The organism is Algibacter amylolyticus (genome assembly GCF_014202225.1).
Classification (GTDB): domain Bacteria; phylum Bacteroidota; class Bacteroidia; order Flavobacteriales; family Flavobacteriaceae; genus Algibacter_B; species Algibacter_B amylolyticus.
The window spans coordinates 377795-399521 of sequence record NZ_JACHGE010000001.1; the positions used below are offsets into that span (position 1 = coordinate 377795).

The window sequence follows — 21727 nt, forward strand, 5'->3', positions numbered from 1 at the left end:
TAAAAATGGTCGGGTTTTCTTTTCCGCGAAAGCGATGGTCTTTAATTAAAGTAATTTTAGTTTTTTGAAAAGTTATCTTTTTCGTGGCTACCATTGTTTTTGGGTTGTGCTTAAGCCTTGATATAAAACAACTTGATTAGCTGAGTTAGGTAAAGTGTTAACATCACCCGGTCCTGTAACAACATTTCGCTCTGTAATATTTTTGTATTTAAGGCTGTTGTTGGCGTGTATTCCTAGGTAACCCAAATCGGTAGTTGGTGAATTACTTCCTTTTAAAACAAAATAATTGGTAGTATCAACTTCATTAGCTGGTAAAGGGTTGCCTAAATCGATAAAACCGTCTGAAACGCTCGTACTTGATTGTTTTACTTTGTTTGTTGTGCTTACAGCATGGTTATTAGTTTTAAGTGCAAAAACATAGCTGCCACTAGGCATTGTTAAATCATCATTATTTGCAGCCGTAAAGGATGTGCGAGAGTTGAGATTAGAAGTTTCGTAAGCTATATAATCATCATCGGAAGTGGCTACTTTAGTAACGGCATTTAATTTATTAGCTAGAACATTATATTCTGCTTCTTCAATAATAATCCATGTGCCATCCGTAGCAGCTAAATAATCTGCTTGAGAGGTGGTTAAAAAAGATGCGATATCATCTAGGTTGTTAAGGTTAATTGTTGCGGTAGCGCTTGCTGTATCAATTGCATCAATAATAGAAATTGAGGCGCTTATTATTGGGTTGGTTTCAAAATCAAAAATTACAGGATCTGCTACGGATAACTCACCTGTACTTGGGTTAATTTTTAATGCTCCATCAGGTGTTTGAGAGCTTATAGTAAAACTTAAAGTTTTAGTGCTAGTGGCTTGAATAGTTGCAATAACAGCATCCGTTATTGGGTTTTCATCAAAGTTAGTAACTAGGTTTTCAACGCTTATTGTATCATCAAGATCATTAATGTTAATTGTTACTATTGCACTTGCTGAATCGTTTTTGTCGCTAATCGATATTACAGCGTTTATAATCTGATTAGTTTCAAAATCAAAAACCGCAGTATCTGCTACTGATAACTCACCTGTACTAGGATTAATTTTTAATGCTCCAGCAGGTGTTTGAGAACTTATGCTAAAGCTTAATGTATAATTGCTTGTTGCTTGAATTGTGCCTATACTAGCATTTAAAGTTGGGTTTTCATCAAAATTAGTAACTAGGTTTTTAACGATTATTTTATTGCTGGCACTAGAATCGTCGTCGCTGCCACAAGAGCATGTAAATAATAAAATTATTAAAATAAAAAAGCTTGAAGGTTTTAGACTGTTTTTCATAATTAAGAATTTATTGAGCACTATGTTTAGTATAATTAAATGTATTTATTAACGAATACTTTAGTTTAAACTCTATATGTTAGAAAAGGAGCAAATATTTAGTTTTAATTTATAGGTTAATGCATGGTAAAGTTATGATAATAAGTATAATATATCTAATGTTAGTTTATAGAATTAAATAGGTTTCTTTATCTTTTAAAAGTTTAGACGCTTCATTAAAATGTTTTTTTTTTACTGTTATTCCTTTTTTACGGTAGTAGAATTAGCTTGAGCCGTAGGAAACACCAATAAATCTGCAATATTAACATGTGGTGGTCTAGAAATAGCAAAATAAATAATCTCTGCAATGTCTTTTGCTTGTAAGGCTTTAAAACCTGTGTAAACATTATCTGCAACAGCATCGCCTTTAAAGCGTACTTTAGAAAATTCGGTTTCTACCAAGCCAGGATTAATGGAGCCTACTTTAATGCCAAACGGGTTTAAATCAATACGCATACCTTCAGTAATGGCTAAAACAGCGTGTTTACTAGCGCAATACACATTGCCTTTTGGATACACTTCTTTACCAGCCGACGATCCAATATTTATAATTTGGCCAGATTTACGCTCCGTCATTTGTGGTATTATGGCTTTACTAACGTATAGCAAACCTTTAACATTAATATCCATCATGGCGTCCCAATCGTCTATACTTCCTGTTTGTATAGGGTCTAAACCATGAGCGTTACCCGCATTGTTTATTAAAATATCAATAGTTTTAAAATCTTTCGGAAGGTTTTCAATAGCTTTAAACGTTGCATCCTTATCGCGAACATCAAAATTTAAAATATGAACATCGGTTAATCGTGCTAATGCTTTCTGAATGGTTTTTAGTCTTTGTAAGCGTCTGCCGCAAAGCACCAGGTTAATGCCTTGCTTTGCAAATTCATAAGCGGTAGCTTCTCCAATTCCGCTTGTAGCTCCAGTAATTAGTGCTGTTTTTTTCATGTAATGTGTTATTTATCTCAACCCTAAAAATACTTAAAAGCCATTATAAAATAGAAGCTTTTTAAAAGATATAAGTTAGGATGCTTTAACTATTTAAGATAAACTTATAATAATTAATTGTTAAATGGTGTAAACATTGGGTTTCCTTAAAATTTTTAACCATTTTTTAACATGGTATCATCAAAAATTTTAACACTTTGCAAACCGAAAATAACTACTGTATTTTTGGATTTATAATAAAACAAAAAATGATGGAAGAAACCAGTACAATTGATATTAAGTCAATTAACGAGAAAATTGAAAAAGAAAGTGCTTTTGTTGATTTACTGATGCTAGAAATGAATAAAGTCATCGTAGGTCAAAAACACATGGTAGAACGTTTGTTAATTGGTTTACTGGGGCAAGGGCATATTTTGCTTGAAGGTGTTCCGGGTTTAGCAAAAACTTTAGCAATTAATACTTTGGCACAGGCTGTAGATGGTAGCTTTAGTAGAATACAGTTTACTCCAGATTTATTACCTGCAGATGTTACAGGAACATTAATCTACAACATGAAGGTTAATGATTTTTCAATTAAAAAAGGACCAATATTTGCAAATTTTGTCTTAGCAGATGAGATAAATAGAGCGCCAGCTAAAGTGCAATCGGCACTTTTAGAAGCTATGCAAGAAAAACAGGTAACTATTGGTGATGAAACCTTTAAGTTAGATAAGCCATTTTTAGTAATGGCAACTATGAATCCGGTTGAGCAGGAAGGAACTTATCCTTTACCAGAAGCACAGGTGGATCGTTTTATGCTAAAAACAGTTATTGATTATCCAAAAATTGACGAAGAACAATTAATTATGCGTGCCAATTTAAAAGGGGCTTGGGAGAAGGTAAACCCAGTAGTGTCTATAGCACAGATTCTTAGAGCGCAAGACGCTGTTCGAGAGGTTTATATGGATGAAAAAATAGAAAAATATATTTTAGATATTATTTTTGCTACACGTTATCCTGAAAAATTTAGACTTCCAGATTTAAAACCATTAATTTCATTTGGAGCATCACCTCGTGGTAGTATAAACTTAGCAACAGCGGCAAAATGTTATGCCTTTATTAAGCGTCGTGGGTATGTAATTCCTGAAGATGTTCGTGCTGTAGTTTATGATGTGTTAAGACACAGAATTGGAATTACTTACGAAGCCGAAGCAGAAAATATTACTTCAATAGATATTATAAACAAAATAGTAAACGAAATAGAGGTACCATAAATGAGTTTCCAGTATTCAGTTTCAGTGAGCAGTTGCTTACTCAACTGAATACTAAAAAAACTTAACGGTTTATTGATAACTGATTACTGCGACTGAAAACTGTTTACTGAATAGATGGATACTAAAGAATTACTAAAAAAAGTACGAAAAATTGAGATTAAGACACGCCGTTTGTCTGATCATATTTTTGGAGGAGAATACCATTCCACCTTCAAAGGTCGTGGTATGACTTTTAGTGAGGTGCGTCAGTATCAATTTGGCGATGATGTTAGAAATATAGACTGGAATGTTACCGCACGTTATAACGAACCTTACGTAAAAGTTTTTGAAGAAGAACGCGAACTCACCATGATGCTTATGGTAGATGTTTCGGGGTCTGAGTTGTTTGGTACAAACCAGCAATTTAAAAACGAAGTGGTTACCGAAATTGCTGCAACTTTAGCGTTTTCGGCAACACAGAATAACGATAAAATAGGACTCATATTATTTTCGGATAAAGTAGAGCTTTATATTCCGCCTAAAAAAGGTCGATCGCATGTACTACGTATTATTCGAGAGCTTATAGAGTTTAAGCCAGAAAGTAAGCTTACAAATTTTGCCGAGGCTTTAAAGTTTTTGCAAAACGTCATGAAAAAGAAAGCCATTGTATTTGTGCTTTCAGATTTTATTGCAGACGATTATAAGCAAACCATGAAAATTGTTTCTGGAAAACACGATGTTACAGGTATTCGGGTTTACGATAAGCGAGAAGAAGAAATTCCAAATTTAGGTATAGTACAAATGCAAGATGAGGAAACTGGCGAACTCATGCTAGTAAATACATCTTCAAAAAAAGTGCGAATTAATTACGGGAAGTTCTATAACCAAAAAGTAGCGTATTACAAGGATAGCTTTACAAAATCTGGTGCAGGCGCTATAGATTGTCGTGTAGACGAAAGTTATGTAAAAAAGCTTTTGGGCTATTTTAAAAGAAGAGGATAAAAAGATTTACAATTTATGAATAACGATTTACGATATATGAATAGAAAACACACCGTCATCGGACTTCCGTCTTCGGTCTTTTTTTCTATATTCTTTATTCTGTTTTCTCTTATTTCATCAGGTCAAGTTTCATCAACCATCGATTCTACTTCAATCAAAATTGGTGAGCAAATTACTTATTACGTTCAAGTTGAAGCAGACTCTACCGCTTTAGTGGTTTTTCCAGAAGGGCAAACTTTTTCGCCTTTAGAAATGATTGAATCCTATGAAATTGATACCCTTAAGAAAATCGATAAATACAACCTAATTAAAAAATACGGATTAACCCAATTTGATTCTGGGTCTTACACCATTCCGAGGCAAAAAATAATTGTTGGAGATAAAACCTTTTTTACCGATTCGTTAAAGGTTGAGGTTAATAATGTTGTGGTAGACACCACACAAGGTTTATACGATATTAAACCCATTATTGCTGTAGAAAAAAGCGGGAGCGATTGGTGGAAGTATCTATTGCTAACCGTACTAGTTATAGGTGTATTAGCGTTTTTATTATATTGGTTTATTTGGCGAAAAAAGCCGTTAACGGAAGATGAAAAAATAGCCTTATTACCACCTTATGATAGAGCAAAATTAGCAATTCGTAAGTTGGATGAAAGCACGTATTTAGAAAATCAAAATTTAAAGGATTATTACTCAGAGTTAACTTTTATTATTAGAAAATATCTTGACGAAAAAGTATACGATAAAGCTTTAGAAAGTACCACCGACGAGCTAATTACAAGATTAAAAATACTAAAACAAGGCAATCAAGTCGATTTAAGTAAAGATGATATCAAGAATTTAGAAGACATCTTAAAACGTGCCGATTTAGTAAAATTTGCAAAATCTGCTCCAGATATCGAGTTAGCTAAAATTGATAGAGACACCATAGATGTTGAAATTGATCATGTAAAAGAAGCATTGCCAGAACCTACCGAGGAAGAAAAACTTCTAGACGAAAAATATAGAGAAGAGCAAGAACGTAAAAAGAAACGTAAAAAGATCTGGCTAACGGTTGGTATTAGTGTGTTTTTATTACTTGCAACCTTAACTGGGTTGTCTTTAAAATATGGATTCGATTTAGTAAAAGATACCATAATTGGTCATGATAGTAAGGAGCTTTTAGAGGGCGATTGGGTGCGCAGTGAATACGGTTTTCCACCAATTACCATTTCTACACCTAAAGTTTTAAAACGAAGCACGCCAGAATTGCCAGAAGAAATGGCGCAACAAATAGAATTAACGCAATTTAGCTACGGAAGCTTAATTGATAAATTTCAAATACAAGTTGCCACCACAAACATTAAAAATTTAGGCGAGAATAAAATTAATTTGGAGCAGGCTATGGAAGGCACATTAAAAGTGTTTGAAAATGCTGGAGCACAAAATATAATTACTAAAAACGAAAAGTTTGTAACACCAAATGGTGCCGAAGGATTAAAGGTTTATGGTACTATGGATTCACCTGTTTTAGGAACCGATAAACTTGAAAAAGGTAAATATGTTATTTTAGGATTTACCGCAGAAAGCGTGGTGCAACAAGTCATGCTTTTTTATAAAGAACAAGATGTTTATGCCGAACAAATGGTAGATCGTATTTTAAATTCAGTCGAACTTAAACCTGCGGAAGAATAATGTTAGAAGGTATTGAATTTGTAAATAAAGAATTTTTCTGGTTGCTGTTAGTACTTCCATTGGTTGTACTATGGTACATTTTAAAAAATAAAAAACAAACAGCCGAACTTAAAATATCAAGTTTAAAAGGTTTTAAAGTAACCAGTTCGTGGTTACCAAAACTTAGGCATTTGTTGTTTGGATTACGCTTATTGGCATTAGCCCTTATAATAATGGCACTAGCAAGACCACAATCGGTAGATGTGTCTACAAAAACCAAAACCACCAGAGGTATAGATATTGTTATGGCTATTGATGTTTCGGCAAGTATGCTGGCTAAAGATTTATCGCCAAATAGATTAGAAGCTTTAAAAAAAGTAGCCTCAGAGTTTATTAAAGGCAGACCAAACGATAGAATAGGTTTGGTTGAGTACGCTGGCGAGAGTTATACCAAAACACCAATTACTAGCGATAAGTCTATTGTATTACGTTCGCTTAAAAGCATTAAATACAATAACATTATTGAAGGCGGAACTGCTATAGGCATGGGTTTAGCTACTTCGGTAAATAGATTAAAGGATAGTAAAGCATCAAGTAAAGTTATTATTTTATTAACCGATGGTGTAAATAACTCCGGATTTATAGATCCTAAAATTGCAAGTGAGTTGGCTGTCGAGTATGGTATTAAAACATACACCATAGGTTTAGGAACCAATGGAATGGCATTATCGCCAGTGGCTATTTTACCAAACGGTAATTTTCAATATGGACGAATTCAAGTGGAAATTGATGAAGAGTTGCTAAAAGAAATCGCTGAGGTTACAGGTGGTAAATATTTTAGAGCTACCAATAATAAAAAGCTTGAAGAGATTTACGAAGAAATAAATAAGCTAGAAAAAACAGAAATCGAAGAGTTTAAATATTATAATTACGAAGAAAAATTTAGACCATTAGTGATTCTTGCAGGCTTGTTACTTCTAATGGAGTTACTATTGCGTTACACCGTTTTTAGAAGTTTTATTTAGATGTTTTTTTATTTCCGCCAAAGCGGAAATCATAAAAAGAGAACTCTAAGAATAAAAATATTAGTGAATTCGTGGAAACAGATTTAAACAAATCCGCGACAAACAACTAAACAATAAAATGTTTCAATTAGAAGAAAAAATATGGTTTTGGACATTAGGAGTTATTCCAGTAATAATCCTGCTCTTTTTGGTACTTCAATTTTGGAGGTATAGAACACAGAAAAAGTTTGCTGATGCCGCATTACTTAAGCGATTAAGTCCGAATAGATCTGTTTTTAAATCCGTTTTAAAAATCATCGTGTTAAGTTTAGCATTTTTATGTTTAACAATTGCTTTAGTAAATCCTAAAATTGGTACAAAACTTGAAACGGTTAAGCGAGAAGGTGTCGATATTGTGTTTGCAGTCGATGTTTCCAAAAGTATGTTGGCAGAAGATATTGCTCCAAACCGATTAGAAAAATCTAAACAATTAGTTACTCAAATTATAAATAATTTGGCAAGCGACCGTGTGGGTATTATTGCTTATGCCGGAAAAGCGTTTCCGCAACTGCCAATTACAACAGATTATGCATCGGCTAAAATGTTTTTACAAAGCATGAACACCGATATGCTATCATCGCAAGGTACCGCCATTAACGAAGCTATTAAATTGGCTAAAACCTATTTTGATAACGAGGAGCAAACCAATCGTGTACTTATAATAATTTCCGATGGCGAGGATCATAGCGAACAAGCAGCTGTGGTTGCAGAAGAAGCTAGCGAGGAAGGTATTAGAATTTTCACCATTGGTGTTGGCGATGTAAAAGGAGGACCAATTCCAGAAAAAAGAAACGGTGTAGTTTTAAGTTATAAAAAAGATAGCCAAGGCGAAACGGTAATTACAAAACTAAACGAAGAAACGTTAGAAAATATAGCATCAGAAGCTAACGGTGTTTACATTAATGGTAAAAACACAAACGATGTGGTTGAGAAGATTCGTGAGATATTAAATACCATGGATAAAACGGAGTTTGAAGCTAAAGAATTTGCAGATTTTAAAGATCAGTTTCAATGGTTTTTAGGTTTCGGAATTTTCTTTTTATTATTAGATGTTTTACTATTAGAAAGAAAAACAGGCTGGTTAAAGAAGTTGAATTTATTTAATGAAAATTTTTAATTTCCGCGAAAGCGTGAATCTCATTAATTGAAGTCGTACTATTTTTTATAATTTTTTTAACGCCAAAAACACATAAGATTCTATAATTTAGAAATAAAAAATGAAGCATATAATTCTTATCATAATAACATTAACTTCGATTTTTTCTTTTTCGCAAGAAGAAAACGAAGCGTTGCTATTGGCTGCAAAAAAGGCTAATAATTTTGTTTATGAAGGCAATGAGCTAATTGATAGTGAAGATTTTGTTTCGGCAGAAATGGCTTATCGTAAAGCAATTTCCGAACAACCAACAGGAGCCACAGGAGCATATAATTTAGGCACATCGTATTACAAAAGTGGTAATTTTAACGAGGCATTATATCGTTTAGAACAAGCTGTAAAAACAGCAAGTACAAAGTCTGAAAAACATAAAGCGTTTCATAATATTGGAAACATTTTAATGCAAAACGAAAAGTGTAAAGAAGCGGTTGAGGCTTATAAAAATGCATTAAGAAACAATCCTTCCGATAATGAAACCCGTTACAATTTAGGTGTAGCGAAAGTTTGTGCAGAACAACAACAGCAGCAAGACGACCAGAATAAGGAAGATAAAGATAACAAAGACGAAAATAAAGAGAACAAAGACCAAAAGGAAAACCAGGATAATAAAGATAAAGAGGGCGAAGATAAAGAGGATAAAAAGGACGAGGGCGACGACGATAAAAAAGAAGGTGAAGACGAGAAAGATGAAGATGGTAAGCCTAAAGATGAAAAGGAAGATGAAAAAGATAAAGGAAAGGATGGCGATAAGGAGAAAGAAGAAAATAAAAAGCCACAACAGCAACCAGGACAATTATCGCCTCAGCAAATTAAAAGTTTGTTAGAAGCCATGAATAATCAAGAACAAAAAGTTCAAGAAAAAATGAATGCCGAAAAACAAAAAGGTGTTAAAATTAAAACCGATAAAGATTGGTAGGTTTGAGCTATAAGTTTAGTGCAAGATTTTAAAAACCTTGTAGGTATTAAAAAGAATAAATTAAAATCATTTTGTCGTGCAAGAGGCACAGCCTAAGCATCTCAATTTAATACAAATGAAAATTATAAAACATTTATACATATTACTCATATTGGTTTCAACACTTGCTTCGGCGCAAGTAAAGTTTGATGCAAAACCTAGTAAAACCAAATTAGGGATTAACGAGCGCCTGCGTATTGATTTTGAAATGAATCAAGATGGCGATAACTTTAATCCGCCAGATTTTAATGGATTTACCGTTGTAGGTGGCCCAAACCAATCGGTAAGTAATTCGTGGATTAATGGTAAACGATCATTTAAAAAAACATACTCTTATTTTTTAGCCCCTAAAAAGCGCGGAAGTTTTACAATTTCTCAAGCTACTATAACTATTGATGGTGAAACCTTTAAAACAACACCTTTAAAAATAGAGGTTACAGCTGCAGTAGATATTCCTAAGGATCCTAACGACCCTAATTATTTAGCTTCAGAAAACATACATTTAGTTGCCGAAATATCTAAAACAAACCCATACCTTAACGAGGCTATTACAGTTGTGTATAAGCTTTATGTGTCGCCTAAAATAGCGGTGGATAATTGGAATGAAATCGATTCGCCTAGGTATAACGATTTTTGGAGCCAGAATATAAATACGCAAGGTCAAAAAGTTCAAAACGGAACGTATAACGGCGAAGATTATCGCTATTTAGTGTTAAGAAAAACGGTTTTATATCCTCAAAAAACAGGAAAATTAAATATCGAGCCATTAACCTTAGATCTTTCTATGCGTGTGCCTTCAAACAGGCGGGATATTTTTGGTAGTTTATTAATGACGCGTGTTAACCGAACCGTTTCGGCAGGTAACCAAACCATTAATGTAAAAGGATTGCCAGAAGAAGGTAAACCGGCAGATTTTACAGGTGCTGTTGGCGATTTTAAACTTAATGTGTCTTCTTCTAAAACAGAGTTAGATGCCACAGAGTCCTTGCTGTTAAGCGTAAAAGTGTCTGGTAACGGAAATTTAAAACTATTTAAGCTTCCTAAAATATCGTTACCAAGCTCGTTAGAAGTATACGAGCCAGAACATAAAGAGGATGTTACTACTAATTTATCTGGTATGCAAGGTAGTATTTCAGATAGTTATACTGTAGTGCCTCAGTTTAAAGGTAAGTACCCTATACCAAGTATTTCATTTTCGTATTTCGATTTAAAATCCAAGAGTTATAAAAGGCTCACATCTAACGAAATTGTTATTAATGTGCTAAATGGTCCGTCAAACAACGCAGTAGCATCTAATGCTAATCAAGCGGCCAATAGTAATAAGCAGGCTGTAGTTTTAAATAACGATCAGTTTGCATTTATAAAAACAAAAACTAACTTTTCGGCTGTAAAGCCAAAATACTTTTTTAAGTCTAGCACGTTTTGGGGCTTACTGCTTTTACCATTTTTAGCAATTCCTTTGGCTATAATAATTCGTAAAAAGAAGGCAACACGAGATGCCGATGTATCTGGTAATAAAATTAGAAAAGCCAATAAGCTTGCTCGTAAATATTTAAGCAATGCGAAAAAGGCTTTAGGTAAAAAAGAAGCATTTTATATTGCCTTAGAAAAAGCGTTACATAATTATTTAAAGGCGAAGTTACAAATTGAAACTAACGAACTTAGTAAAGATAAAATTAAGAGTTTATTGGCCGAAAAATGCGTAGAAGAAAGCGTTATAAAAGATTTTGAAGGGATTTTAGAAAGTTGTGAGTTAGCCCGATATACACCAATTGATATTGTGACTATGCAAGAGGATTACGATAAGGCGGCAAAAACTATTTCATTAATCGATAAACAAGCACGTTAATATGAAAAAGATATTATACATACTGTCGTTTTTGTTGAGTTTTGGAATTTTTGCACAAAACCAAACACTATTCGAAAAGGCAAATAATTTATATAACCAAGGTAAATATGCCGAAGCTATAGATAATTATAGCATGATTTTAGACACCAAAAAGCATTCGGCAGAGGTGTACTTTAATTTAGCAAATGCACATTATAAACTCAATAATATTGCGCCAAGTATATTTTATTTTGAAAAAGCATTACAATTAAAACCAAAGGATGCAGATATAAAAAACAATATAGCTTTTGCTAGAAATATGACTATCGATGCTATTGATGTGGTTCCAGATGCAGGGTTTTCAAAACTGTTAAATACAACAACCAATAAAATGTCGTTTGATGCCTGGGCAAAGGCATCAGTGGTTTTAGTATTTTGTTTTGTAGTATTGTTTTTAGTGTATTATTTTGCATATTCTACTCTAAATAAGCGTTTAGCATTTATTGGTAGTATAGCGGCATTAATATTTGTTTTTATAACATTGGCTTTTGCTTTTCATAAGTTTAATTTAGAAAAAAGAGATAATCCTGCTATTATTTTTGCGCAAGAAAGTAAAGTAAAAAGTGATCCAAACTCAAGAAGTGAAGAGTCTTTTAGACTACACGAAGGAACTAAAGTTCAGGTTGTTGAAGCTTATAATGGCTGGAATAAAATAGAACTTTCTGATGGTAAAACAGGATGGGTAAACTCTGAAGATTTAAAGCTGTTAAAGGCGCCATAGGTTTAGTTTTAATGAAAATTTAACACTATTACGAGGGATATGTTTTATCTTTGCACTTTATTTTTTTGATGAAAAAACAAATTACAGCAATATTTTTCTTGGTTTTATTTTTGGGTCTCATAGCAGCTCCAACTGTAATTGTTGTTTTAGACGATTCTGTTGATACATCAATATTTTATTCTTTAGCTGAAGAAGAAGAAAGTGGTAAGGCAAAAAATATGTTGTCTCCTTTTTCTCTTCAAAACCACGACTTTTTAAGTAATGTTGAATTTAAAGAACTTCAGCAGTTTGGGTATTATTATAAAAACTACCCAAAACCACATCTCAATTTAATTTCTCCACCACCCGATTTTTACATAATATAATTTCGTTTACAGGCCTGTATTTCTTAGGTCTTATAATTAAGTTTAATCGCTTTTGGTTTTAAAACATTTAACCAAAAGGAAAATTATTATGTATGTTTAAAAGTATTAAGAACGACTTGCCAGCGAGTATAGTTGTATTTTTTGTTGCATTACCATTATGTTTAGGTATTGCATTGGCCAGTGGAGCGCCATTATTTTCAGGAGTAATTGCGGGTATTATTGGAGGTGTTGTTGTTGGAAGTTTAAGTGGTTCTAAATTAGGTGTAAGTGGTCCTGCTGCAGGTTTGGCAGCTATTGTGTTAACCGCTATTGTTAGCTTAGGTAGTTACGAGAATTTTTTAGTAGCTGTAGTTTTAGCGGGTATTATTCAAATTATTTTTGGTGTTTTAAAAGCAGGTGTTATTGGTTATTATTTTCCATCGTCTGTAATTAAAGGAATGTTAACCGGTATTGGGATTATTATAATCTTAAAGCAAATACCTCACTTTTTCGGGTATGATGCCGAGGCAGAAGGTGCCGATAGTTTTGTAGAAAGCACGGGTGAAAACACGTTTTCTGCCCTATTAAATATTTCCGATCATCTTATTTTAGGGTCACTTATTATAGGACTTATTGGTTTAGGTATTATTTTGTTTTGGGATAAAGTATTGTCGAAAAAAGCTAAGATCTTCCAAATTATCCAAGGGCCTTTTGTAGCTGTTGTAGTGGGTGTTATTTATTTTTCGCTAACTCAAGATAGCGACACATTAAATATTGCATCATCTCACCTAGTAAGTGTTCCAATTCCAGAAGATTTCGATTCTTTTCTAGGGCAATTTAGTTTTCCAAATTTCGCATCTATAATTAATCCAGACGTTTGGATTGTAGCATTTACAATTGCTTTAGTAGCTAGTTTAGAGACTTTATTAAGTGTTGAGGCTACCGATAAGTTAGATCCGCATAAAAACGTTACACCAACCAACCGCGAGTTATTAGCACAAGGTACTGGTAATATCGTTTCTGGATTAGTAGGAGGTTTACCAATTACACAGGTAATTGTTAGGAGTTCTGCTAATATTCAATCAGGAGGAGCTTCTAAAATGTCTACTATTATACACGGTTTCTTATTGTTAATATCAGTTGTGGTTATTCCTAAATTATTAAACATGATTCCGTTGTCTGTGTTGGCTGCAATTCTACTTGTTGTTGGTTACAAATTAGCTAAACCTGGTTTATTTGTTAAAATGTATAAAATGGGATGGAAACAATTTGTTCCTTTTGTAGTAACTGTTTTAGGTATCGTGTTTATCGATTTACTTTGGGGTATTGGTTTAGGTCTTGCCGTTGGTATTGTTGTAATACTTTTAAAAAGTTACCAAAATTCACACTTTCTTCATATAGAAGATAAAAGTAATGGTAAGCATAAAATAAAAATGACTTTAGCCGAAGAGGTAACTTTCTTTAATAAAGGTGCTATACTTAAAGAGTTGGATAGTTTACCAATAGATACATATTTAGAAATTGACTTAATTAAAACTAGATTTTTAGATAATGATATTATTGAAATTTTAGAAGATTTTCTTTTTAAAGCTGAAGAAAGAAACATTGATATAAAACTTGTTTCTAAACGTGGTGTTGTGGAAAACCCTTCAAGTTTTATTAGATTTTTTAATGAAAGACCAAAATCAAGTTTAAGCTTAAGTTAAGACATATGAAAGCAAAAAAATATAAAATATTGGTTCTTTCAGATTTAAAGAAGCATACCAATAGCACTATAAAAAGTGCTGTTGGTTTAGCAAAAATGATAGATGCAGAAGTTGACGTATTTCACGTAAAAAAACCAACCGATGTTGTGGCTAGCGATAGTCAATTGTCTGCCATTAGAACTATAAATCAGGAATTAAATCAATTTAAAAATAAAATTGAGAAGCTTATAAATCCATTTATTGAAAGTTATAACATAGCTATAACTTCTAATTATGGTTTAGGTAATATAAAGTCTGAAATTGAAGCTTATATTAGTGCTACTAAGCCAGATGTTATTGTATTGGGTAAACGAAATACTAAGATTTTAAAATTGGCAGGCGATCATGTTACAGATTTCGTTTTAAAAACACACAACGGACCAGTGTTAATAGTTTCTAATAAAAACGGGATAGCTCCAGAAACCGATTTGCATATTGGTTTACTTAATGGGCAATCTCAAGTTTTTAATCAACATTTTAATGGTAACTTGTTTGAAAATACAAAAGCACCTTTAAAATCTTTTAATATTGTAAATAGTGTAAATTCAGGATATAAATTAGGAGATAAGCCTAATGAAAATACTATCGATTTTGTGTTTGAAAAAAACGATAATACTATTAAAAATATAGATCAGTATTTAGATAAAAACAAGGTTAACTTATTATTGATAAACCGCTCTGTTAAAAAAGGAACCACGGCCAATAATGAGTCTGAAATAAAACAAATAATCAATAATGTAAACGTGTCGTTGTTTATAACTAGCAATACTCAAAAACAAGCCGTTTAAAAATTAATAAAACAATATATTATGAAAGCACATACAAGAGAAACGCAGTCTACAATGACGCCAGCAAAAGCAATTCAATTCTTAAAAGAAGGGAACCAAAGATTTCAAAATAATTTAAAAGCAAACAGAAACCTTTTAGAGCAAGTTAACGATACTAGCGATGGGCAATTTCCTTTCGCAACTATTTTAAGTTGTATTGATTCTAGAGTTTCTGCCGAATTGGTTTTCGATCAAGGTTTGGGCGATGTTTTTAGTGTTCGTATTGCAGGAAACTTTGTAAACGAAGATATTTTAGGAAGCATGGAATTTGCATGTAAACTTGCAGGAACAAAAGTAATTGTTGTATTAGGTCATACAAGTTGTGGTGCTGTTAAAGGCGCTTGCGATGATGCTAAACTAGGGAATTTAACGGCTATGTTAAGTAAAATTAAGCCTGCGGTAACTGCTGTTTCAGAGCCTGCTGATGCTAGTTTAAGAAACTCTAAAAATTTAGATTTTGTTGATAGCGTATCTAAAAAGAACGTAGAGTTAACAATTGATAGAATACATGCTGAAAGCCCTGTATTATCAGAAATGGAAAAGAATGGAGAGATAACAATTGTTGGTGCTATGTATGATATTAATACAGGAGCAGTAAACTTTTACTAAAAACCTTTTATGATATTTAGGAGTTTAAAAAATAATATAGTTTTGGTAGCATTAGCAGTATTGTTTGTGCTACCAAATTTTGTTGTTGCGCAAGAAAGCGATTTTGGAAATTGGCTAATTTATATTGGTAACAAAAAGCTAGATTCTAAATGGAATATCCATAACGAAATACAATACAGAAACTATAATGCTGTTGGCGATTTAGAACAATTGCTTTTACGAACAGGTTTAGGATATACTTTTAACGAAAGTAAAAACAATATTTTGCTAGGCTACGGATATATTTTATCAGAAAATTATATTAATGATACTGATGAAAAAATTTCTGTTAATGAGCATCGAATTTTTCAACAATTTACATCCAAACAAAGTGTAGGAAGAGTAAAATTAAATCACCGCTATCGTTTCGAGCAGCGTTTTGTGGAGGATGATTTTAAAATGAGATTCAGGTATTTTCTAGGTTTAAGCATTCCGTTAACGGTTCAGGCAGAAAACCTTACTAAGTTATATTTTTCTGCTTATAACGAGATATTTTTAAACACAAAGTCATCTGTTTTCGACAGAAACAGGGTTTATGGAGGTCTAGGCTATCATCTCAATAAAAACATACGGATTGAAGCTGGTTATATGAACCAGTTCTTTGAAACTTCGGGTAGAGATCAATTTAATATTATAACCTTTATTAATTTTTAAAAGGGTAATTTTAAAAAAATCAATACTTAAAGTATTGATTTTTTTTTTGAATAAAGAAGAGTTAACTTAGTTATCTAAACAACAAACTAGACATGAAAAATATTTTTTCAAACATAAAAGGAGATGCCTTTGGCGGAATAACCGCAGGTATTGTAGCATTGCCATTGGCATTAGCTTTTGGAGTTTCATCTGGCTTAGGTCCCACTGCAGGATTATACGGAGCCATTTTTATAAGTTTCTTTGCTGCACTTTTTGGAGGGACAAGTACTCAAATTTCTGGGCCTACCGCACCAATGACTGCTGTAAGTATGGTAGTTATTGCAGGTATTATTGCAACAAATGATGGCGATGTTAACAAAGCCCTACCAGTTATTCTAACAGTATTTTTAATTGCTGGTTTAATGCAAGTTGGTTTAGGAGTTTTAGGCTTAGGAAAATACATTAGGTATATTCCGTATCCAGTAGTTTCTGGATTCATGACAGCTATTGGTGTAATTATCCTATTAACTCAAATTTTACCTTCGTTGGGTTACTATCCAAAGGAAGATATTGAGTTTGTTAATACCTTTAAGCCAAAAGCAGAAGAGGTTATTTTAGAAAATATTTTAAAAGAAGAAGCGGGCGAAGGTATTTTGGTTCTTGAGAATTTTAAAGAAACCATTAATCGTGCTAATGAAATTTCGCAAGAAGCCATTCTAAAAGAATCTCAAACCTTAGCAGCAAAAGAAGCTTCGGGAGCATTAGGAGCTGTAAAAGCAATACCTAAAGCGCTTCAAAACATTAACTGGCTAGAGTTAATTTTAGCCCTAGGAACCATATTTATAATTTATGGTTTTAAGCGCATCACAAAAGCGGTACCAAGTACCTTGGTGGCTTTAATAGTCATGTCGGGAATTGCCGTTGGTTTCGGTTTAAATTACAGGCCTATTGAAGAAATCCCTAGCGGATTACCTATTCCTAATTTAGAGATTTTTACAAATTTTAATTTAGCTAGTGTTACACCATATATCTTTACGGCTTTAACCTTAGCGCTTTTAGGTGCTATTGATTCCTTACTTACTAGTGTGGTTGCAGATAATATGACGAAAACCAAACACAAACCAAATAAAGAATTAGTTGGTCAAGGTATTGGTAATAGTATTGCAGCAGTGTTTGGAGGTCTTCCAGGAGCAGGTGCAACTATTAGAACTGTTGTTAATATTACCTCTGGCGGAAAAACAAAGTTATCGGGAATGATAGCGGGTGTTATGTTATTAATAATCCTTTTAGGATTAGGACCAATAGCATCTCAAATTCCAGCAGCTGTATTGGCAGGTATATTAATTACTGTAGGCATTGGTGTTATGGATTATAAAGGCTTAAAAGCCATTCCTGCTTTACCTAAGGATATGAAAATAGGGCCTTTTAAAATGAGTTCGGAAGTATTAATAATGCTTGTAGTTTTATTACTATCAACATTCTGGAATTTAGTTTATGCAGTAGGAATAGGATTAGTTATAGCATCTTTAATGTTCATGAAAAAGATTGGAGATTTAACCGCAGAACGTTCAGACGTTAAAGCCCTTAAAGAGGAAGCTTGGGATGATGAAATAGGATTTCCTGCAAATTTAAAAGAAGAAGTATTTGTTAAACACCTAAAAGGGCCATTGTTTTTTGGTTCTACAAGCGATTTTCAAGCGCTAACACAACAAATCCCAAACACAGCAAAAACCGTTGTTTTAAGGTTAGGGCGTATGCAGTATATGGACCAATCTGGACTATATGCTATGGAAGATATGCTTCAGGAGTTAAATAAAAATAAAGTACAAGTCTTGTTTGTTGGTTTATTAAAACAACCAAAGTATATGATGGAGCGTATCGATATTATTCCTGATATGGTTCCAAAAGAGCATATCTTCAGTAATTTTAAAGATTGTATGACTTGGATAAAGCAAAACGTTAAAGACGAAGTTTAAATATAAATATGGATTTAAATAAAGTTTTTAAAAACAACGAAGCGTGGATTAAAAAGCAATTGGAAACCTCCGAAAGCTATTTTGAAGACCTTGGTAAAGGTCAAACTCCAGAGTTATTATACATTGGTTGCAGCGATAGTCGTGTAACTGCCGAGGATTTAATGGGTTTAGGTCCAGGTGAAGCCTTTGTACATAGAAATATTGCAAATATGGTTTCCGGAATAGACTTAAACGCCATGAGTGTGGTCGAATATGCCGTGTCTCATTTAAAAGTAAATCATGTGGTAGTTTGTGGTCATTACGGCTGTGGTGGTGTAAAAGCCGCAATGCAATCGGCAGATTTAGGTGTGCTAAATGGCTGGTTACGTAATATTCGCGATGTATATAGAATTCATAAAGTAGAATTAAGTTCTATTACCGATGAAGAAAAAAAATATGAAAGACTCGTAGAGCTTAATGTAAAAGAACAATGCGTGAATTTAATTAAAACCGCAGCAGTGCAAAAAGCATACAGAGATAGAGATTTACAAGTTCACGGTTGGGTTTTCGATATTCATACAGGAAAACTAATCGATCTAAAAATAGATTTCGAAAAGTATTTGCATGATATTATGGAAATCTACCATCTAGATTAATCCAATACATTTAATAATAAAAAAGCTACTTTAAAAAGTGGTTTTTTTTATGCCTTCTGCTCTAATGTATCATCTTCCTCTAGGTCTTCTTTCGGCGTTAAAATATTTGGGAAAATCATCGGCACCAAGCCTTTTACCGGCTTGTAAAGTATGGTGCTGTCAATGTTTTCTTCATCTACAAACGTTATGGTGTTATTCATTTTATCAAAAACATTCAAAATAACACTTAAAATTAAAGCTGTTTTTAAGGCTCCAAAAATCCCGCCAGCCAATTTGTTTATTATGCCTAATGCGGCAAAATCGGCTAGTTTAGTAAGTGCTTTTCCAGCTAGTCCAATAGCTAAAACAATAATTATAAAAGTTATAGCAAAGGCCACAATATTAATGGTTTTTTCTTCCCATGCTGTTTTAGTTTGCAAAAATTCGGCAGCAAAGTTGCTAAAGTGTATTGCGCCATAAACACCGGCAACTAATGCAATTAAAGAGGCTACTTCAACAAAAAGTCCCTTCATAAAACCACGAACAAGACCAAATAAAATTAATGCACCTAAAACAATATCAATAACACCCATATTTAAAGTTATTTAAAGCAAATATAAAATAATACTAACACTTAGGTTTATTAACTTTGCAGCTTTAAAATTAGTGAAACTAATATTTTCAAGCATGTATTGCTAAGCAAATATGTTTTAGTTGCACTAATCCCGATTAAATATCGGGATCTCATCTTAATTACAATAAGTTTAATGGCTAGAGACGAACAATTAAAAGAACGCTGGGAATTGGTAGTAAAAAAACTATCCAATCAATTTGCCGATGGCGACACGCTAGATCTTGATGCTATTATTTATTTAATAGGCGTGCAAGAACTTGGGCAATTAGATCGCGAGTTTAAAAAAGACCAAAAGCTAGACCTCATGCATATTGCTATTTGCAAGTTGTTGGTGCCTTATGGATATTACGAACTCGATTTTGTGGATAACGATGGTTGGCCACATTATAAAACGCTAGCAGAACTACCAAATTTAAAAGCCGGCGAGCAAAGTGTGTTAATGAAGGAAGCCATTGTAAGCTACTTTATAGAAACAGAATATATCCATTAAAACACTGCGGGCGTTACCACAAGGGTGGGGCTTTCACTACTCGCTCTCTGCGAGGAGCTCAAACAAACCGTTCAATCCCTAACGCAATTCACGTAAAAAATAGTAAATTTGCCATCATTTTGTAAAAGGTCATGATAGATAAGATAAAAGAACTCATAGCAGAAGCCGAAGCTTTTAAAGCCCAATCTAAAGAGGAAGTAGAAGCATTTCGTATTAAATATTTAGGTAAAAAAGGATTATTAAACGACTTTTTTGCTGAGTTTAAAAATGTAGCAAACGATCAAAAAAAAGAGTTTGGTCAAACTATAAACAAGCTTAAAAACACTGCCGAAGCTAAGGTTAATGCCCTTAAAGAAGAGCTAGAAAGTAAAGAAGAAGTAAAAGGTGTTTATAGCGATTTATCGCGCCCAGGCGAGCCTATTCAAATAGGCGCAAGACACCCTATTTCTATTGTAAAAAATCAAATTATCGATATCTTTTCGCGCATTGGTTTTAATGTAAGCGAAGGTCCAGAAATAGAAGACGATTGGCATAATTTTACAGCATTAAACTTGCCAGAATATCATCCAGCACGCGATATGCAGGATACGTTTTTTATTCAAACTAATCCAGATATTTTATTACGTACACACACCAGTTCGGTACAAGTACGTTATATGGAAAATAATCAACCGCCTATTCGTACAATATCTCCAGGTAGAGTATATAGAAACGAGGCCATATCAGCACGTTCACATTGTTTTTTCCACCAATTAGAAGGCTTGTATATAGATAAAGATGTAAGTTTTGCAGATTTAAAACAAACCTTACAACACTTTACAACCGAGCTTTTTGGTAAAGCTAAAATTCGTTTACGTCCGTCTTACTTTCCATTTACCGAGCCAAGTGCAGAGGTAGATGTGTATTGGGGATTAGAAACAGAAACCGATTATAAAATTACTAAAGGTACAGGCTGGTTAGAAATTGGAGGCTGTGGTATGGTAGATCCAAACGTATTAAAAAACTGTGGAATAGACCCTGAGGAATATTCTGGGTTTGCCTTTGGTGTTGGTATAGATCGTATAGCCATGTTACTGCATCAAATAAGTGATATTCGTTTATTAAGCGAGAACGATGTGCGTTTCTTAGAGCAATTTAAATCTGCTTTATAAAGCAAAACGTTTTTAAAAATATATAGTAAAGCCAACTGTTAACAGTTGGCTTTTTTATTTAACAACATTTTAACTTCGATTAGTTCGGTTTGTTCCGAACCTATTATATATTTGCAGAGAATTTTACTGTCCATGAATAATATATTCAATACAACGGTATTAAAATAGTAAACATGAAAAAAGATATCTGCCAAAAAAAAATGAGTCTTGTTGAAAAACTAGGTGTTCATTTAGAAGCAAGAGAAAACCTAGCTCCTGTTGCTGCACGTATTTTGGCCTACATAATTCTAACGGGTAAAAGAGGTGCCACTTTTGAAGACTTGGTAAGTGTACTTTGTGCTAGTAAAAGTACCATTTCAACGCATGTAAATCATTTACAAGATTTAAATAAAATTGAATATTTCACAAAAACTGGCGATCGTAAAAAGTATTTCATCATCGATAAAAACACTATTATTCAGCATGTGGATAGGATGATAAGTCATTGGGATGAAGAGCGCGCTATTCATTTAGAAATTAAGGCATATAAAGAAACCCAAAACGAACTAAAAATTGAAAATAACGACGAGAAGTTCGATTTAAGTTTTCATAACGATTATGTAAAGTTTGTAGACGAAGCCACAGCATCAGTTAAAGAATTAAGAGAAAAATTAATAAGCAACAAGTTCCATATTTAAAGTTTTACCA

The 21727-nt window shown here is 33.2% G+C and carries 21 protein-coding genes; 18 read left to right on the forward strand and 3 right to left on the reverse strand.

The genetic code is table 11. From position 1 onward, the window contains the following. Window positions 1-87 precede the first annotated feature (87 nt). Window positions 88-1320 carry a cadherin repeat domain-containing protein gene (locus HNQ90_RS01655; protein WP_144114917.1) on the reverse strand — a complete coding sequence of 411 codons (1233 nt, stop codon included), beginning with the start codon at window positions 1318-1320 and terminating at the stop codon, window positions 88-90. A 237-nt stretch (window positions 1321-1557) separates the two neighbouring features. After that, the gene (locus tag HNQ90_RS01660) at window positions 1558-2307 is read right to left on the reverse strand and encodes an SDR family NAD(P)-dependent oxidoreductase (protein WP_144114918.1); all 750 of its coding nucleotides are present in this window, start codon (window positions 2305-2307) and stop codon (window positions 1558-1560) included. 251 nt (window positions 2308-2558) lie between these two features. Between HNQ90_RS01660 and HNQ90_RS01665 the strand changes: the two genes are divergently transcribed. From HNQ90_RS01665 to HNQ90_RS01735, 15 genes are all read left to right on the forward strand, one after another. Further along, window positions 2559-3560, forward strand: a complete 1002-nt coding sequence (locus HNQ90_RS01665; protein WP_144115555.1) for an AAA family ATPase — start codon at window positions 2559-2561, stop codon at window positions 3558-3560. Window positions 3561-3674: 114 nt separating this feature from the next. After that, window positions 3675-4541 carry a DUF58 domain-containing protein gene (locus HNQ90_RS01670; protein WP_144114919.1) on the forward strand — a complete coding sequence of 289 codons (867 nt, stop codon included), beginning with the start codon at window positions 3675-3677 and terminating at the stop codon, window positions 4539-4541. Between the two features lie 15 nt (window positions 4542-4556). Continuing rightward, window positions 4557-6215 (forward strand): BatD family protein, encoded by a 1659-nt coding sequence (locus HNQ90_RS01675; protein WP_241678310.1) that lies wholly within the window; start codon window positions 4557-4559, stop codon window positions 6213-6215. Continuing rightward, the gene (locus HNQ90_RS01680) at window positions 6215-7219 is read left to right on the forward strand and encodes a vWA domain-containing protein (protein ID WP_144114920.1); all 1005 of its coding nucleotides are present in this window, start codon (window positions 6215-6217) and stop codon (window positions 7217-7219) included. The genes HNQ90_RS01675 and HNQ90_RS01680 overlap by 1 nt, the downstream gene beginning before the upstream one ends. Window positions 7220-7337: 118 nt before the next feature. Continuing rightward, window positions 7338-8375: a vWA domain-containing protein gene (locus HNQ90_RS01685; protein ID WP_144114921.1), complete on the forward strand. Its 1038-nt coding sequence runs from the start codon at window positions 7338-7340 to the stop codon at window positions 8373-8375. A 100-nt stretch (window positions 8376-8475) separates the two neighbouring features. Further along, window positions 8476-9330: a tetratricopeptide repeat protein gene (locus HNQ90_RS01690; RefSeq protein ID WP_144114922.1), complete on the forward strand. Its 855-nt coding sequence runs from the start codon at window positions 8476-8478 to the stop codon at window positions 9328-9330. A 115-nt stretch (window positions 9331-9445) separates the two neighbouring features. Then, a complete protein-coding gene (locus tag HNQ90_RS01695; protein ID WP_144114923.1) occupies window positions 9446-11218 on the forward strand; it encodes a BatD family protein in 1773 nt (590 codons plus the stop codon). A 1-nt stretch (window position 11219) separates the two neighbouring features. Further along, window positions 11220-11978, forward strand: a complete 759-nt coding sequence (locus HNQ90_RS01700; RefSeq protein ID WP_144114924.1) for a tetratricopeptide repeat protein — start codon at window positions 11220-11222, stop codon at window positions 11976-11978. A gap of 68 nt (window positions 11979-12046) precedes the next feature. After that, entirely contained in the window at window positions 12047-12343 is a 297-nt protein-coding gene (locus HNQ90_RS01705; RefSeq protein WP_144114925.1) for a hypothetical protein, read from the forward strand. A 92-nt stretch (window positions 12344-12435) separates the two neighbouring features. After that, on the forward strand, window positions 12436-14028 hold the full coding sequence (locus HNQ90_RS01710) for a SulP family inorganic anion transporter (protein ID WP_144114926.1): 1593 nt from the start codon (window positions 12436-12438) through the stop codon (window positions 14026-14028). Window positions 14029-14033: 5 nt separating this feature from the next. Next, complete coding sequence (locus tag HNQ90_RS01715; protein WP_144114927.1) at window positions 14034-14855, forward strand: universal stress protein; 822 nt, start codon at window positions 14034-14036, stop codon at window positions 14853-14855. A 21-nt stretch (window positions 14856-14876) separates the two neighbouring features. After that, on the forward strand, window positions 14877-15503 hold the full coding sequence (locus HNQ90_RS01720; RefSeq protein ID WP_144114928.1) for a carbonic anhydrase family protein: 627 nt from the start codon (window positions 14877-14879) through the stop codon (window positions 15501-15503). 9 nt (window positions 15504-15512) lie between these two features. Beyond that, window positions 15513-16196, forward strand: coding sequence for a DUF2490 domain-containing protein (locus HNQ90_RS01725; RefSeq protein WP_144114929.1), 684 nt, complete (start codon window positions 15513-15515; stop codon window positions 16194-16196). 92 nt (window positions 16197-16288) lie between these two features. Then, entirely contained in the window at window positions 16289-18151 is a 1863-nt protein-coding gene (locus HNQ90_RS01730; protein ID WP_144114930.1) for a SulP family inorganic anion transporter, read from the forward strand. An 8-nt stretch (window positions 18152-18159) separates the two neighbouring features. Then, window positions 18160-18786, forward strand: a complete 627-nt coding sequence (locus tag HNQ90_RS01735) for a carbonic anhydrase (protein WP_144114931.1) — start codon at window positions 18160-18162, stop codon at window positions 18784-18786. A gap of 47 nt (window positions 18787-18833) precedes the next feature. On the opposite strand, the gene HNQ90_RS01740 is transcribed toward HNQ90_RS01735, so the two are convergent. After that, the gene (locus tag HNQ90_RS01740) at window positions 18834-19358 is read right to left on the reverse strand and encodes a CvpA family protein (RefSeq protein WP_144114932.1); all 525 of its coding nucleotides are present in this window, start codon (window positions 19356-19358) and stop codon (window positions 18834-18836) included. 174 nt (window positions 19359-19532) lie between these two features. Here HNQ90_RS01740 and HNQ90_RS01745 point away from each other — a divergent pair, with 174 nt between their 5' ends. From HNQ90_RS01745 to HNQ90_RS01755, 3 genes are all read left to right on the forward strand, one after another. Further along, entirely contained in the window at window positions 19533-19889 is a 357-nt protein-coding gene (locus HNQ90_RS01745) for a hypothetical protein (RefSeq protein WP_144114933.1), read from the forward strand. 131 nt (window positions 19890-20020) lie between these two features. After that, on the forward strand, window positions 20021-21040 hold the full coding sequence (gene pheS, locus HNQ90_RS01750; RefSeq protein WP_144114934.1) for a phenylalanine--tRNA ligase subunit alpha: 1020 nt from the start codon (window positions 20021-20023) through the stop codon (window positions 21038-21040). 173 nt (window positions 21041-21213) lie between these two features. After that, the gene (locus HNQ90_RS01755; RefSeq protein ID WP_144114935.1) at window positions 21214-21717 is read left to right on the forward strand and encodes a GbsR/MarR family transcriptional regulator; all 504 of its coding nucleotides are present in this window, start codon (window positions 21214-21216) and stop codon (window positions 21715-21717) included. The last annotated feature ends 10 nt before the right edge of the window (window positions 21718-21727 follow it).